Annotated in this window: 10 protein-coding genes; 4 read left to right on the forward strand and 6 right to left on the reverse strand. The window is 45.9% G+C overall.

All coding sequences use genetic code 11. The annotated features are described in order from the left end of the window. Nucleotides 1-33 precede the first annotated feature (33 nt). The gene (gene radD, locus SSED_RS09695) at nt 34-1,776 is read right to left on the reverse strand and encodes a DNA repair helicase RadD (RefSeq protein ID WP_012142209.1); all 1,743 of its coding nucleotides are present in this window, start codon (nt 1,774-1,776) and stop codon (nt 34-36) included. 196 nt (nt 1,777-1,972) lie between these two features. Next, on the reverse strand, nt 1,973-3,925 hold the full coding sequence (gene acs / locus SSED_RS09700; RefSeq protein WP_012142210.1) for an acetate--CoA ligase: 1,953 nt from the start codon (nt 3,923-3,925) through the stop codon (nt 1,973-1,975). 175 nt (nt 3,926-4,100) lie between these two features. Here acs and SSED_RS09705 point away from each other — a divergent pair, with 175 nt between their 5' ends. The 3 genes from SSED_RS09705 (at nt 4,101) to SSED_RS09715 (ending at nt 9,736) form a co-directional block, all read left to right on the forward strand. Beyond that, entirely contained in the window at nt 4,101-7,526 is a 3,426-nt protein-coding gene (locus tag SSED_RS09705) for a hybrid sensor histidine kinase/response regulator (protein ID WP_041421625.1), read from the forward strand. 12 nt (nt 7,527-7,538) lie between these two features. Continuing rightward, complete coding sequence (locus SSED_RS09710) at nt 7,539-8,150, forward strand: fumarylacetoacetate hydrolase family protein (RefSeq protein WP_012142212.1); 612 nt, start codon at nt 7,539-7,541, stop codon at nt 8,148-8,150. 296 nt (nt 8,151-8,446) lie between these two features. After that, on the forward strand, nt 8,447-9,736 hold the full coding sequence (locus SSED_RS09715) for an NAD(P)/FAD-dependent oxidoreductase (protein WP_012142213.1): 1,290 nt from the start codon (nt 8,447-8,449) through the stop codon (nt 9,734-9,736). Between the two features lie 207 nt (nt 9,737-9,943). Here SSED_RS09715 and SSED_RS09720 read toward each other — a convergent pair whose 3' ends face one another. The 4 genes from SSED_RS09720 to ppsR form a co-directional block, all read right to left on the reverse strand. After that, nucleotides 9,944-10,603: a response regulator transcription factor gene (locus SSED_RS09720; protein ID WP_012142214.1), complete on the reverse strand. Its 660-nt coding sequence runs from the start codon at nt 10,601-10,603 to the stop codon at nt 9,944-9,946. A 222-nt stretch (nt 10,604-10,825) separates the two neighbouring features. Continuing rightward, nucleotides 10,826-11,251 carry an acyl-CoA thioesterase gene (locus SSED_RS09725; RefSeq protein WP_012142215.1) on the reverse strand — a complete coding sequence of 142 codons (426 nt, stop codon included), beginning with the start codon at nt 11,249-11,251 and terminating at the stop codon, nt 10,826-10,828. A 261-nt stretch (nt 11,252-11,512) separates the two neighbouring features. Then, the gene (locus SSED_RS09730; RefSeq protein WP_012142216.1) at nt 11,513-12,577 is read right to left on the reverse strand and encodes a 3-deoxy-7-phosphoheptulonate synthase; all 1,065 of its coding nucleotides are present in this window, start codon (nt 12,575-12,577) and stop codon (nt 11,513-11,515) included. Nucleotides 12,578-12,742: 165 nt separating this feature from the next. Continuing rightward, nucleotides 12,743-13,555, reverse strand: a complete 813-nt coding sequence (ppsR, locus tag SSED_RS09735; protein WP_012142217.1) for a posphoenolpyruvate synthetase regulatory kinase/phosphorylase PpsR — start codon at nt 13,553-13,555, stop codon at nt 12,743-12,745. Nucleotides 13,556-13,681: 126 nt separating this feature from the next. On the opposite strand from ppsR, the gene ppsA reads away from it, so the two are divergent. Continuing rightward, complete coding sequence (ppsA, locus tag SSED_RS09740; RefSeq protein ID WP_012142218.1) at nt 13,682-16,054, forward strand: phosphoenolpyruvate synthase; 2,373 nt, start codon at nt 13,682-13,684, stop codon at nt 16,052-16,054. Nucleotides 16,055-16,218 lie beyond the last annotated feature (164 nt).

Here is a 16,218-nt window from a genome sequence, read left to right on the forward strand (position 1 = left end):
TTATACCACAGGAGGAGCATATTTGCATATTCTCTAATGATTAAACTTATTCTCAACCTGAAAACGGCCCTGATAATCGAAGAATGTTTCCACTAAATCCCATCGTTTCTTGTTCAGTTTCAGGAGCAGTAGATCCGGTTTTCTGAACTGTTCTGCCGCTGCGATGACCTGTTCTGCATTTTGGTATTGCTCATGTTTCAACCCCGGAGTACGAGTGTGTGTCAGAACGAAGAGGGCGTAGAAGGCTCGGATTTGTGCCTTAGACTGTAAACTGAAATATTGGCAGTAGTCATTACCATCGATATCTATATAGCGCACCTTTAATTTATCGGCTTCATTTTCCAGTAACATCGCCTGGCACTTAAAGAGGTGGTGATGTTTTTGCTGTAATACTTCTTTCAAGCGCTTGTCGGGATCGATCAACATCGAATCGCATTGATGACAAATTTTTGCTGCAATATCATTTTCTTCACCACAATTAGGGCAAGATTTAGAGCGAAAACGAAAGTCGCATTGAGTTTTTTGCCGGCCATGTTCAACGAGTGCCTGACATCGCCTTCCGAAGTGTTCAATGATGTCGCCATCATCGTCGACAAGCCCCCAGAAAATATTAGCAAAGTCGCAAACGGGGCAGTGCACTTGTACGGGGACACTCTTACTATTGGGCTTATTTTGTCCCACTTCAGGAAAAAAGAGATCGTAGCCATTGGCTGCATAATCGATGATCAGACATTCCTCTTTTCCCTCACAGATCCTAAGCCCTCTGCCGACCATCTGCTGAAATAAGCTGACGGAGGCGGTAGGCCTTAAAATGGCGATAAGATCCACATGAGGAGCATCGAAACCTGTGGTCAGTACGGCGACATTGACGAGATACTTTATTTTCCTCGCCTTGAAATCACAGATGATCTCGTCCCTGTCGACAGTTTTAGTGTCGGCCGTTATGAGGGCTGCCGTCTCGTGCATTAAACGCTGCATTATCTCTTGTGCATGGCGAACAGTGGCGGCAAAGATAATGACCCCTTGTCTGCTGGCTCCTATCTCAGTGAGTTGCTTAACAATGGCCGTCGTGGCTCGTCCACAGTGACTAAGCAGGTCATTGACCTCCTTTTCCCGGTATTCTCCACTGGATGACGTTTTTAATTCGCTAAAATCGTACTGTACCGATAACCCATCGAACAGCTTAGGCTTACTCAGGTAGCCCTGTTTAATCAACGGACGCATAGGCAGTTCAAAAATGCATTGTTGAAATACTGCTTTATCAGGGTTACCAATCTTTCCGTGATAATGTTGGTGATATATCCAGCCCCTGTCCAGACGGTAAGGCGTAGCAGTGAGGCCTAATAGCCTTATTTTGGGGTTTTGAGTGCGTAGGTGAGACAGTAGTTGTTGATATTGACTGTCAGTTTCTGAGCTTACCCTGTGGCATTCATCGATGATCACTAAAGAGAATGCTTCATTGAACTGCTGTGGTGCTCTCACGGCTGACTGAATGCTGGCAACCACGGTTTTATTCTTAGTCGATTTTTGGTTCAGCCCGGCAGAGTAGATACTCGCTTCGGCTGTGAGCATTCCCACTTTTTCGGCATTTTGAGCGACTAACTCTTTTACATGCGTTAATACCAGCACCCGTCCATTGGCTATTCGAGCCAATTCGGCAATGACAATACTTTTTCCGGAACCTGTCGGCAGAACTAATACAGCCGAGTCAGTACTTTTTTTAAAGTGATTGACTGCCGAATCGACGGCTTGTTGTTGGTAATCTCTTAACTGCACGTAACGCCTAATAGGTTTAATCTTTCCGGTTAGAAGGATAACAGTGACAAGGGCGGGTATCTATAGACAATAGGCGGGAGAGTTTAGCTTGCTCATCAAAGCAACAGGCTAGATATACATATATGGAGAGAGGTAAAAAAAAGCCCCTTATCTATTACTGCTAATAAATAAGGGGCTAGCGGGAGTTATTTTTGACTTATTCGCTACGGTTAAGTCTGGACTCAATCAAGGTGTCGATAACTGCCGGATCGGCCAGTGTCGATGAATCTCCAAGGTTTGTGACCTCATTGGCAGCAATTTTTCGCAGGAATCGACGCATAATCTTACCCGAACGGGTTTTTGGCAGACCGCCGGCCCACTGGATTAGATCGGGTGTTGCTAAGGCGCCAATTTCTTTACGTACCCACTTTCTGAGCTCCTGACGAAGCTCTTCAGTTTCGATGGTTCCCTTGGTTAAGGTGACATAGGCATAGATGCCTTGACCCTTAATATCATGGGGGTAGCCAACAACGGCAGCTTCGGCTACATGCTCGTGAGCCACTAATGCACTTTCGACCTCTGCTGTACCGAGTCTGTGGCCCGATACGTTAATCACATCATCGACGCGACCCGTGATCCAGTAATAACCATCCTCATCTCGTTTGGCACCATCGCCTGTGAAGTACATGCCACGGAACGTCTTGAAGTAGGTGAGGGCAAATCTGTCATGGTCCCCGAAAACCGTTCGCATCTGTCCTGGCCAGGAATCGAGAATAACTAAGTTACCTTCGGTTGCACCGTCGATGATATTCCCCATGTTATCAACCAGAGCGGGTTGAACGCCGAAGAAAGGACGAGTTGCAGAACCAGGCTTGGTATCGGTTGCGCCAGGCAGTGGGCTGATCAAAATACCACCGGTTTCTGTTTGCCACCAGGTATCGACAATCGGGCAATGTTCATGACCGATAACTTCGTTATACCAACGCCACGCTTCTGGGTTAATGGGTTCACCCACGGATCCCATGATGCGCAATGAACTGCCATCGAAATCTGCAAACTGCTCTTTACCTTCGGCCATTAATGCACGAATTAGTGTCGGCGCAGTATAGAGGATATTGACCTTGTGACGGTCGACCATCTCACCCAAGCGAGCTGGGGTCGGGTAATTGGGTACACCTTCGTGGATCAGGACGGTTGCGCCATTAGCCAGAGGGCCATAAACCATATAGGAGTGTCCGGTGATCCAGCCCACATCGGCGGTACACCAATAGACTTCACCGTCTTTATAGTCGAAAACATATTCGTGTGTCATGGCTGCGTAAACCATGTAACCGCCGGTCGTATGCAGCACACCTTTAGGGTTGCCGGTAGAACCTGAGGTGTAAAGTAAGAATAGAGGATCTTCGGCGCCCATCTCTTCAGGGATACAGTGCTCGGAAGCGGTATCCATCAGTGATTCCCACTTAATATCACGACCTTCGACCCAGTTTACATCACCGCCGGTTCGTTCTAAAACAATGACTTTTTCCACACAGTCTACATCCGGATGAGACAAGGCTTCGTCAATGTTAGCCTTAAGCGGAATAATGCGTCCGCCGCGAACGCCTTCGTCTGCAGTGATAATCACCTTAGATTTACCGTCGATAACACGTGATGCTATGGAGTCCGGTGAGAAGCCACCAAAAACAACCGAGTGAACGGCCCCTATACGTGCACATGCCAGCATGACGACAGCGGCTTCAGGCACCATAGGCATATAAACGGTAACTATGTCACCACGTCTTACGCCTTGGCTACGTAGTGCGTTAGCAAACTTACATACATCTGAGTGAAGTTCGCCATAAGTAATTGTACGTTGATCTTTTGCGTCATCACCTTCCCAGATAATAGCGACTTTGTCGGAGTCTTTCTCAAGATGTCTGTCTAAACAGTTTGCTGAGGCATTAAGCGTGCCGTCATAGAACCAGTTAATAGAGAGATTATGATCGTCGAAGGAGGTCTTCTTGATCTTTGTATAAGGCTTAATCCAATCGATGCGTTGCCCGTGTTCTCTCCAGAAACCTTCAGGGTTAACAATCGACTCTTGATACATTTTTTTATATTGTTCTTCGTTTATATGTGCGTTTTCAGCTATTTCGCTAGAAACTTTGTAGAGAGACTGCGTGCTCATTGGGCTTCCCTTAATCTAATAATGCGTAACTGAAGTATGGAGTCTCAAGGGCTATCAGCTCTATTAGACCTTGGTCTAGTGTTAAAATTCTCTTTGTTTTTAGTCTGTTGTAAGACATTTGATGGCTAGATTTAATTCTTTTTTTAACGCACAATGGCATAAAAAAGAGAATATTATGAATTTGACCATCTTTGTGGGCGTGATTGCCGTTCTTTATGTTTTCCTGCTCTTTCTATTGGCTTGGGGAGCAGAGCGGTGGTTTAGTCGTATCACAAAGAGGTTGCAGGTCTGGATTTATGGACTGAGTCTGGCGGTTTATTGCTCCTCCTGGAGTTTTTTAGGAACCGTTGGTCAATCAGCGCAAGATCTTTGGTCTTTTCTGCCCATTTTCATCGGCCCTATTCTTATTTTTACCGTTGGATTTGGTTTACTTCGAAAGATGGTTATCGTTTCCAAAGCTCATAACATCACCTCTGTAGCCGACTTTATTGCCGCCAGATATGGCAAATCTCAACTCTTAGCCGCTATCGTCACCTTGATCGCACTGTTCGGTATCATGCCTTATATCGCACTACAGCTGAAAGCCATGGTATTTAGCCTTAATCTGTTTCAACCCGACGATTCCCCCTTCGATGGCGCGAAAGTATCCTTAATCATTACCGCAGTACTGGCGATGTTTGCCATTTTGTTCGGCACCCGAAAGCTGGATGCGACCGAGCATAACCCCGGCATGATGCTGGCGATTGCCTTCGAGTCTCTGGTTAAATTGGCCGCTTTTCTTATTGTCGGTATCGTGATTAGTTTTGGTTTCTTCGATGGCTTTGGTGATATCTGGCAACAGGCCAGTGAGCGAAACCTGATCAGTGAGCCCGTATTACGAGTCGAATCATTAATGCCACAGCTTTTGGTCGGCATAGCCGCCTTCCTGTGTATGCCTCGCCAGTTCCATGTGATGATGGTTGAATGTAATGACGAGAAAACTTTACTCAAGGCTCGTTGGTTATTTCCTCTGTATCTGCTGCTATTTGGTCTGTTTGTCGCGCCTCTGGCACTGGCCGGAAAATTAATTCTGGGTGATAGTGTCGCAGCCGATACCTACGTGATAAATCTGCCGTTGGCACTGGACCAGCCTGTGCTGGCCATTATCGCCCTGCTCGGAACACTGTCGGCTGCGACCGGTATGGTCATCGTGGCAGTGGTGACTATCAGTGTGATGGTGAGTAATGAATGGCTTGTACCGGTCATGCTACGCACAGGTAAGATTAAAGAGAAAAATTTCAGTCAGTTTTCTCAATTTCTGCTCAATGCACGCCGGCTCTCTATCATCGTTATCTTAGGTTTAGGTTATTTCAGTTATCTTTCATTTATTGATAGCGATTCATTGTCTGGACTTGGTATGTTGTCGTTTGGTGCCTTTGCTCAGCTCGCTCCTGCGTTAATTGGTGGCATGTATTGGAAAAATGGTAATCGCTCCGGTGTCTTATTGGGTCTGGCTGTTGGCTTCGGACTCTGGTGTTATATCTTGATAAAAGGTGCGAGTGATGTATCTGGTGTCTTTAATAATGACTTTGGCTTGCTTGAAGCGATAACCCCTAATGTTCGCGATATTTTAACGGCGCTATTGGCCAATCTGGCCTGTTATGTACTTGGCTCTATCTGGTTCAGAGCTGGTGTGGCTGAGCGTATGCAAGCCAGCGCGTTCGTGGCGCCGGGTGAGTTAAAGAGCAATACCAGCCGAAAAGGCTTGCCGGTTTCACAGCAAGATTTACTGATCCTTGCCAGTCGCTTCGTGAGTCCGACGCGGGCTTACGAAAGCTTTTCACGATTTTCAGATGAGGCGGTAAAGAGTGACAGTTGGCATAAATCGGCGCCGCCTGAGCTCATTGCACATACAGAACATATGTTGGCCGGTGTTTTAGGGGGCTCAAGTGCTTCGTTGGTGATGGACTCTGTGCAGCAGGGGCGCGACTTAGCACTCGATGAAGTATTCAGTTTGGTGGATGAAGCCTCTTCAAAAATTATCTTAAGCCAGGATATGCTCAGAGGTGCCATTGAACACGCTTATGAAGGCATGAGTGTGGTCGATAAGGATCTGAATCTGGTCGCTTGGAACTATAAATATTCTGAGTTGTATCAATATCCTGAATCATTTCTGCAAGAAGGTATGCCGATCAGTGATGTCGTGCGCTTTAATGCCGAACGGGGCTTTTGTGGGGCAGGAGATGTTGAGGCGAAAGTACAGAAGCGTGTTCAACATATGCGAAATGGTACGCCTCATGTTTCAGAGCGTGAGCGAAAAGATGGCAAGGTGATCAAGATCCAGGGTAATCCAATGCCGGGCGGTGGCTTTGTGATGACGTTTACCGATATTACCCAATATCGTGAACATGCCAAAGCGTTGCAAGAGGTGAATGATACCCTAGAAGCCAGAGTGAAGGAGCGTACCTATGAGCTGGCTAAGCTAAATAGTCAGTTATTAGAGTCCAAGGCACAGGAAGAGATGGCTAATGCATCTAAGAGTAAGTTTCTGGCCGCAGTGGGCCACGATCTGATGCAACCCCTAAATGCTGCACGATTATTCACTGCATCTTTATCTCAATATCCCAACTTAGATCAGGAGGGAAAGAAGACGCTCTCACATGTTAATAGCTCCTTGAAGATCGCCGGGGAGTTGCTCACCGATCTGCTGGATATCTCTAAGTTAGATTCAGGGATGGTCGAGGTAAACAGACGGGACTTTGCGGTGTCTGAGTTACTCGATGGCCTCTCCGTTGAGTTTGATGCTATGGCTAAAGATAGCCAAATCAAGTTCAATATGGTGCCATGCAGTGCAACTATCAATTCAGATTTAAGCCTGCTGCGCCGCGTGTTACAGAACTTTTTAACCAATGCCTATCGATATGCCCGCGGAAACCGGGTGTTATTTGGTTGTCGCTACCGAGGCGATGAACTCGAAATTCAGGTATTGGATACCGGCTGCGGCATTGATGAAAAAGAGACCCAGGAAATATTCAAAGAGTTTAAACGCTTAGATAACCCAACCAGTAAAAGTGTGAGTGGGTTAGGGTTGGGACTTGCGATTGCGGATAGGATCAGCCGGGTACTGGATCATAAAATCCATGTTACGTCGGTGCTGGGTCGTGGGTCGGTTTTCTCTATTCGTGTGCCACTGGGTCAAACGGTGAAAGAGGCGCAACCTAAGAAAATCTCCACCCTGTTACAACCCTTAGCCGGTGTTAAAGTGCTGTGCATAGACAATGAAGAGGCCATCCTTGCCGGATTGGAGAGTCTGCTGAGTCGCTGGCAGTGTGAGGTTATCTGCGCAAAAGATCTTGCCGATGCGAGAATTAAGTTAGGGCTTAAAGGCGTGGCCCCGGACATAGTTCTGGCCGATTATCATCTGGATGACGGACAAAATGGTGTCGATGCAATGGATGGGATCCGAGCTTTATATGGCAGCCACCTTCCTGGCGTATTGATCACGGCAAATACCCGTAAAGATCTTATCGATGATGTACAGCAACGGGGCTATCGTTATATGGCTAAGATGGTAAAACCCGCAGCGTTAAGGGCGTTGATCTCAAGCTTAATTAAAAAATAGATGGAGAGAGAAGTGAACACTGTCGTCGTCGGTAATCGAGTCGTTACACCCTCAAAAGTGGTCTGTGTGGGGAGGAATTATGTTGAGCATATCGAAGAGCTGAATAACGAGGTACCCGATGATATGGTACTTTTTATCAAGCCTAACTCTGCTATTGCCGATGAACTGTTAAGCTTTCATCTCGAAGCGATTCATTACGAGGCTGAATTGTGTTTTCTGGTTGAAGGTGGGGAGTTTGTTGCTGTAGGACTTGGGCTGGATCTCACAAAACGAGGCTTGCAGAGCAAACTCAAGGCTAAAGGCCTTCCCTGGGAACGGGCAAAATCCTTCGATGGTTCCGCCGTTATAAGTGAATTTATTAACATCCAAAATATCAGTGATGGTTTAACCTTCGAGTTGTTTATTAATGATAAGCCGACTCAATCAGGGAGTATTGAACTGATGATGAATAAGCCTTTGCAGATCTTAGATGAAATTCAGACATTTATGAGCATGGAAGATGGCGATATTGTTATGACCGGTACGCCAAAAGGAGTGGGAGAGGTGAATGCGGGTGACGAGTTTAAAGTCACACTTAGCGATAATGGTTCAATACTGACACAAGCAAGCTGGCGTGCCCTTTAGTCTGTGATTTTAAATTGCTGAGGGGGGGAGTCGATTAGATCTATAGGGTTTCTCTTCCCACCTCCAACTTTTTCATCTGTAAAAAATTAATGACTCATTTCTACTTCTCTCCTGTTTACCCGCTCTCCTGAAGAATACCAACATCCTGCTCTTTCCTATTATTGTTAAGGGGCCGAAACACTATTTATTGTTGAATGGTCATTGACGATAATTTATCCATCTATATACTCAAAAGCTAAAGTGTAAAAAATATAAAACAAAAAGTCATTTTATTGAACATCGATGGAGCCCTTTTTATGCCAGAGACACGCTGTGATTCCTACTATAATGCGACGATTAATGATGAAACCCAATATCCTAGATTGGAAAGCGAGCTTCGAGTCGATGTAGTTATTGTTGGTGGCGGTTTTACCGGGGTCTCGACGGCCGTCGAATTGGCTGAACGGGGATTAAAAGTCGCCATAGTCGAAGCCAATAAGATTGGCTGGGGGGCGACAGGCCGAAACGGCGGCCAGGTAACCGGGAGTCTATCCGGTGATGAGGCCATGGTTAAGCAACTTCGCAATAAGCTTGGTAAGGAGGCGGAAAACTTTATCTGGGATCTGCGCTGGCGGGGCCACGAGATCATTAAAAATCGTGTCAATAAATATAAGATCGATTGCGATCTTAAATTTGGTCATCTGCATACCGCCTATAAACCTAATCATATGCAGGAGATGCAGAAGACCTATGATGAGGCTGTGCAACGCGGAATGGGCAGTGAGTTGATGTTATTGTCTAAACAGGATATTCCGGAGTATTTAGACACCCCCCTCTATCATGGCGGCCTGCTGAATAAGCGTAACATGCACCTCCACTCTGTGAATCTGTGTATAGGAGAGGCCAGGGCGGCACAGAGCCATGGGGCGATGATATTTGAAGATTCGCCGGTACTGGATATCTGTGATGGTGCCTTACCCGTGGTAAAAACAGCCCATGGTTCAATAACAGCCAATAGCGTATTAATTGCGGGCAATGCATATCATAAGCTGGCCAGGAAGAAGCTCAGTGGTTTGCTGTTTCCTGCCTCATTAGGTAATTGTGCAACGGTAAAATTAACCGCCGAAGTCGCTAAGGCCATCAACCCCCACGATATTGCAGTGTATGACAGCCGGTTTGTGTTGGATTACTATCGGATGACGGCCGATCATCGTTTAATGTTTGGCGGCGGGACCAATTATTCAGGACGAGACTCAAAGAATGTTGCTCAAGAATTGCGTCCGGCTATCGAGCGGACCTTTCCACGTCTAAAGGGGATCGATATCGAGTTTGAGTGGACGGGCATGGCGGGAATAGTGGTGAATCGAATACCTCAATTGGGTAAAGTTTCCGATAATGTCTTTTATTGTCAGGGGTATTCTGGACACGGAGTCGCAACCTCTCACATCATGGGAGAGATAATGGCGAATGCCATTATCGGCCAATTGACGGAATTTGATCTGTTTGCCGACATGAGACAGATAAGGTTGCCTGTCGGAGAATGGCTGGGAAATCAAGGAATGGCAATGGGCATGCTATATTATCGAATGATGGAAAATTTCAGGTGATATCTCGTTTTATTTGGGATTGAATTGATTGCCTGATTGCCTGATTGCCTGATTGCCTGATTGCCTGATTGCCTGATTGCCTGATTGCCTGATTGCCTGATTGCCTGATTGCCTGATTGCCTGATTGCCTGATTGCCTAGGCTCATAAATCAAAAGCCGAACAGATGTTCGGCTTTTAGTTATTTGACTCGTTTCATAGCAAATTTATTATAGCTCGACTTTTTCCATCTCTAACTGTTGAAGTGAGATGACCGCCTGAGTTCGATTACGCACACCAAGTTTTCTGAAAATTGCAGTGGCGTGGGCTTTAATCGTTGCTTCAGAGACGCCGAGATCATAGGCTATCTGCTTATTTAATAAGCCTTCGGCAAACATCCCTAACACCTTATATTGCTGAGGTGTTAGATCGGCCAATTTACTGGCCATCAGATCGGTTGCATCTTCATCTATTGACTGCAGTTCAACATCCGCGGGTAACCAAATGTCCCCTTCAAGCACGGCTGATAAAGCCGTAGCGAGTGTCTCCATGGAAGCTAATTTTGGAATGAAGCCGGCACTGCCATAGTGTACGGCTCGACTAATGGTGATGTTGTCCTCGTGGGCCGAGATAACCACCACGGGGAGATCCGGGTAATGAGTGCGAAGATGAATTAATGTGGAGTAGCCATGGGAACCGGGCATCTGTAGATCCAACATGACCAGGTCGAATTCAACTTCATCATTTTCAAGTTGACTCTGTAATGCTTCGGCGCTGTCGGCTTCAAACCAGCGGGTGTTAGTAAAGGATCCAGCTAATGCTTGGCGTAGGGCATTTCTGAATAGCGGGTGATCATCTGCAATGATTATATTTAAGTTTTCTAGCTTCATGGCTTTTATGTTTGTGTTAGTTGCACGTGAAGATTAACTCAATGTAACAGAAAAAGGAGAGTGGATCCTATTGGTTTATCAGAAAGGGGGAATATTTTGCTTTAGAATTCGGTTTGTTAGACTTAAGTCTAGTAACCATTAAGGCTGAAAATTGAGTAGGGAACTCAATTTTTATAGAGGCAATAGCAGCCGATGACAATCACTGCTATTGCCATGTATTACTTACTCTTGCGTCCAGACCTTAGTTGGCTGTCTGTTATCGTCGACGGCGACAAAGGTGAAAACACCTCGTATGGCATGCTCTCGATGATCTTTGTACATATCTTCGACAAAGATATTGACCTCGACCTTCAGGGATGTGTTGCCGACATGGATAACATTGGCGATGATCTCTGCGAGACTGCCGGCAGGAATGGCCTTCTTAAAGTCAATTCTGTCCGAGCTGACGGTAACCAATGGTTTACGACAAAAGCGAGTGGCTGCGATAAAAGCCGTTTCGTCCATCCAGGCTAACGCTTCACCACCGAATAGGGTGTTGTGGTGGTTGGTGATAGAGGGAAAGATAGCTTTGATGACTCTGGCTTCTGAGTGTTTTATACGTTTGTTGATCGCATCGGAGCGAGGATCTGATGTTTGAGTGAGTGGCATACGGCAACCTAAGGTTATGCAATTAAAATGTTGTGAGTAGGGCGATACTCATCGTCGAAATATATTGGGTTAAATGGATGATTTGCCATACTTATTTGTCATAACAAGTAAGACATACTCGATGTCGGGCCCGAGTTTCGAACAGGAAGTTATGCTAGGGCGCAGCTCGAAATAAAGCTGAACCACACAAAAAGGCTTCACGGTATAAAACGGTGAAGCCTATGGCATAGGAGCTAGCCTTCGTCAGGAACGATTGCTCAACTACTGTTTAAGTTTATTGATTCTTTTCCGTGAGGCTTTAGCTAGATCGCGAAGCAGTTTTTCAGAGTCATTCCAGTTCAGGCATGCATCGGTAATACTCTTACCGTAGACAAGCTCCTCTCCGGTAATCACCTTCTGGCTGCCCTCTTCGATAAAGCTTTCGGCCATGATACCGGCGATAGCAGTCGAGCCATGACTCATCTGTTTCATGATACTGTCGGCAACAGTTAACTGCTGCTGGTGCTTCTTTTGACTATTACCGTGACTGAAATCGATCACCATGCGATGAGATACACCGACACTTTCGAGCTTTTCAGCCGCGGCATCGATATCTTCTGCATGATAATTAGGCTGCTTACCACCTCTAAGAATGATGTGACCGTAAGGGTTGCCGGTGGTGCGATACACCGCCATAGCGCCATCTTTATCAGGTGAATAGAAGATGTGAGGCTCTTTCGCCGCACGTACGGCATCGATGGCAATGTTGATATTGCCGTCAGTACCATTTTTAAAGCCAACCGGGCAAGAGAGCGCTGAAGCCATCTCACGATGGATTTGACTCTCTGTGGTACGGGCACCCACTGCACCCCAGGTGATCAGGTCGGCAATATACTGTCCGTTCACCATATCTAAGAATTCAGTGGCGATAGGTAATTTTAGTTCGGTGATCTCTTGCAGTAACTGACGTGCCAGACGTAAGCCTTTATTGGCGTTGAAGCTGCCATCGAGATCAGGATCTGAGATCAAGCCTTTCCAGCCGACTGTGGTACGTGGCTTTTCAAAGTAGACGCGCATTAAGATACACAGATCGTCTTTTAATTCTTGATGCAGAACAGCCAGACGCTTTGCATAATCGATTGCAGCGCTGGTGTCATGGATGGAACAAGGGCCAATGATGACCAACAATCGTTGATCGTCTCCTTTAAGGATGGCTTCGACTTCACGTCTTTGCTGGACCAGGTAATCGGCTGCATCTTGTGTTAACGGAAACTCTGAAGCCAATTTAGCGGGAGAAATAGCCTTACATAATAAAGTGGTGCGTAGTTCATCTGTTTTAATGGTCATTCAATATACCGAGCGTTCGTATGGGCATTTAGCCTTATTGCTTGCGATTATAACTAATAGTTGCGACTTGCACAGTGCCAATTATGGGAATTCTCTCCCTATTTATAAGCAGCTGTGCAATTTTTTTGACAAAAAGCGTGATTTTTCACGAAAACGTGTTGAATTTTAGAACATGTGACGTTCGAGTCCGGTGACGTCCAAAATCTTTGTCGCTATCTCTTCGACCGAATGGTTGGTTGTATTAACAAAGGGGATCCGCTCACGTTTATACATCATCTCGACCTCTTTCACTTCGATACGGCATTGCCTCAAAGAGGAGTAACGGCTGTTATCCATTCGGCTCTTACGTATTTCATGTAATCGCACTGGATCGATGGTTAGACCAAATAGTTTGCTCTTATTCTCTTTTAAGGCAGTGGGGAGTTTAAGGTTATCCATATCATCTTCGACAAAAGGGTAGTTAGCCGCTTTGATACCAAATTGCATCGAAAGGTAGAGGCTACTTGGGGTCTTGCCACAACGTGACACGCCTAAAAGGACTAAGTCGGCTTTATCTATGTTCTTTAAGGTCTGCCCGTCATCGTTGTCCATCGTGTAATTAATCGCATCGATACGTGCTTCATAGCCTTCATTAGCCTTACCGTGAGTACGATGAACGACCGGAGAGGCTTTCATTCCTAATTGTAGCTCTAATGGCGCGACAAAAGTGTTCAAAAAGTCGTAATCGAGTCCTTCACTGCTATAGATGATGTCTCGGATCTCGGCTTTGACGATCGAATGGAATACTAATGGCCGTTCACCTGTTGTAATAAAACAATCATTGATTTGAAGCTTTACATCATGAGCTTTAGCTTCTGTTTCGACGAAAGGAATTGTAAGTGCATCAAACTCAACGGGAAACTGAGAAAGGACTGCATGGCCAAACACTTCAGCTGTGATCGCGGTCCCATCTGAGATATAAAATACTTTACGCAACATTTTGACCTCTTGTAGTAATAAAATTACAAATAAAATTATAGATTTACGGCTCCTGCGCTGGAGTGTAAAATGCCGCTGCCCTCCTGTGAAGGGGCCACACTGAAATAAACTTGCGGAGATAGAACTGTGCAGCAATATGTACTCTGGTATCAAGAATTAGGCATGGGTGACGTCAACAAGGTAGGCGGTAAGAATGCTTCTCTTGGTGAGATGATTAGTAACTTAGCTAATGCAGGTGTTCAAGTGCCTGGCGGTTTTGCCACCACCTCGTACGCGTTCAATGAGTTTCTTGAACAAAGCGGACTTAACCAGAAGATATACGACATTCTAGATACTCTAGATGTAGATGACGTGAACGCACTCGCTACAGCCGGTGCACAGATCAGACAATGGGTGATTGACACCCCGTTCCACCCCGAATTTGAGCAAGTTGTTCGTGACTCTTACGATACACTTTCCTCTCAAACCAAAGAAGCTTCTTTTGCTGTTCGCTCGTCGGCAACGGCTGAAGATATGCCTGATGCGTCTTTCGCGGGTCAGCAAGAAACATTCCTGAACGTTAAAGGTTATGATTCTGTACTGGTCGCGATAAAGCATGTTTTTGCTTCTTTGTTTAACGATCGCGCTATCTCTTACCGTGTTCACCAGGGTTACGACCATAAGGGCGTCGCACTGTCTGCTGGCGTTCAGCGTATGGTTCGCTCTGACACGGCAGCATCTGGTGTTATGTTCACCATGGACACCGAATCTGGGAACAATGATGTGGTATTTATTACCTCTTCATTCGGTCTTGGTGAGATGGTGGTACAAGGTGCGGTTAACCCGGATGAGTTTTATGTTCATAAACCAAGTTTAACAGCGGGCCATAAAGCGGTTGTACGTCGCAATATTGGCAGCAAGTTAATTCAGATGGTTTATTCGGACGATCTCGACCACGGTAAACAAGTTAAAATTGAAGATGTTGCAGCCGATAAGCGCCGCGAATTTTCAGTGAACGATGAAGAAGTCATGGAGCTTGCTAAGCAAGCCATAATCATCGAGCAGCACTACGGTCGTCCAATGGACATCGAATGGGCAAAAGATGGTAATGATGGCAAGCTTTATATTGTTCAAGCACGCCCTGAGACCGTTCGTTCTCGTGAAGATGTGCAACTGATTGAACGCTACCATCTTAAGACTAAGGGTGACGTTCTATGTGAAGGCCGTGCTATTGGCCATAAGATCGGCAGTGGTGTGGCTAAAGTCTTGTCATCAATTGCTGACATGGATCAAATTAAAGAAGGTGACGTGCTCGTTACCGATATGACTGACCCTGATTGGGAGCCAATCATGAAGCGCGCAAGCGCTATCGTCACTAACCGTGGTGGCCGTACTTGTCACGCTGCAATTATTGCACGTGAACTAGGGGTTCCTGCTGTTGTTGGTTGTGGTGACGTCACTGAACGCATTAAGAATGGTCAGGAAGTGACAGTTTCTTGTGCCGAAGGCGACACTGGCTTTATCTTCGATGGTATTCAAGATTTTGATGTTGTACGTTCTCGTGTAGATTCTATGCCTGAGCTGCCAATGAAGATCATGATGAATGTCGGTAACCCAGATAGAGCATTTGATTTTGCCCGCCTTCCTAATGAAGGTGTTGGTCTTGCTCGCCTTGAGTTCATCATCAACCGCATGATTGGTATTCACCCTAAGGCCTTGCTTGAGTTTAACCAGCAAGATGCAGCCCTTCAGGAAGAGATCCACGAGATGATTGCAGGTTATGAATCACCTGTTGAATTCTATGTTGCACGCCTTGTTGAAGGTATGGCGACCATCGCATCTGCTTTCCATCCAAAGAAAGTGATTATTCGTATGTCTGACTTTAAGTCTAACGAATACGCTAACTTGGTCGGTGGTGACAGATACGAGCCAGAGGAAGAGAACCCTATGTTGGGCTTCCGTGGCGCGAGTCGTTACATCTCAGAATCTTTCCGTGACTGTTTTGCGCTTGAATGTGAAGCGGTTAAACGTGTTCGTAATGAGATGGGCTTAACGAATGTTGAGATCATGATCCCATTCGTACGTACGGTTGATGAAGCGAAGCAGGTTATCGAACTGCTTAAAGAGGAAGGTCTAGAGCGTGGTAAAGATGGTCTTCGCGTCATCATGATGTGTGAACTGCCTTCAAATGCACTGCTTGCCGATCAGTTCCTTGAGCACTTCGATGGTTTCTCTATCGGGTCTAACGATTTGACTCAGCTAACACTCGGCTTAGATCGTGACTCTGGCATCATCAGTCATCTATTCGATGAGCGTAATGATTCGGTTAAAGCGTTAATGGCAATGGCCATTAAAGCAGCCAAGGCTAAAGGTGCCTATGTTGGCATTTGCGGTCAGGGACCTTCTGATCATGCTGATTTCGCAGCCTGGTTGGTTGACCAAGGCATTGATACGGTATCGCTAAACCCAGATACAGTTATCGATACTTGGTTGTACCTAGGCAAAGAACACGCGCAATAATTCTTTAAATAGAAGAAGTTCATCACAAAAGCCGCTATTTAGCGGCTTTTTTTTGTTCATACCCAAGCCACTTCAAAATGCTCGTTTCAGAGCTCCCGTAGGATAACTGAACAAGGCAGTGATTGAAGAGATGATACCAATCGGTATAAAGATGTGATCGCTCA

Source organism: Shewanella sediminis HAW-EB3 (assembly GCF_000018025.1).
GTDB classification, from domain to species: Bacteria; Pseudomonadota; Gammaproteobacteria; order Enterobacterales; family Shewanellaceae; genus Shewanella; species Shewanella sediminis.

Bases quoted from the DNA above. Each gene is read 5' to 3' on its own strand.
- acs (WP_012142210.1), bottom strand. From the start codon at position 3,925: ATGAGCACGCAGTCTCTCTACAAAGTTTCTAGCGAAATAGCTGAAAAC.
- ppsR (WP_012142217.1), bottom strand. From the start codon at position 13,555: ATGTTGCGTAAAGTATTTTATATCTCAGATGGGACCGCGATCACAGCT.
- SSED_RS09705 (WP_041421625.1), top strand. From the start codon at position 4,101: ATGAATTTGACCATCTTTGTGGGCGTGATTGCCGTTCTTTATGTTTTC.
- SSED_RS09715 (WP_012142213.1), top strand. From the start codon at position 8,447: ATGCCAGAGACACGCTGTGATTCCTACTATAATGCGACGATTAATGAT.
- SSED_RS09730 (WP_012142216.1), bottom strand. From the start codon at position 12,577: ATGACCATTAAAACAGATGAACTACGCACCACTTTATTATGTAAGGCT.
- SSED_RS09720 (WP_012142214.1), bottom strand. From the start codon at position 10,603: ATGAAGCTAGAAAACTTAAATATAATCATTGCAGATGATCACCCGCTA.
- SSED_RS09725 (WP_012142215.1), bottom strand. From the start codon at position 11,251: ATGCCACTCACTCAAACATCAGATCCTCGCTCCGATGCGATCAACAAA.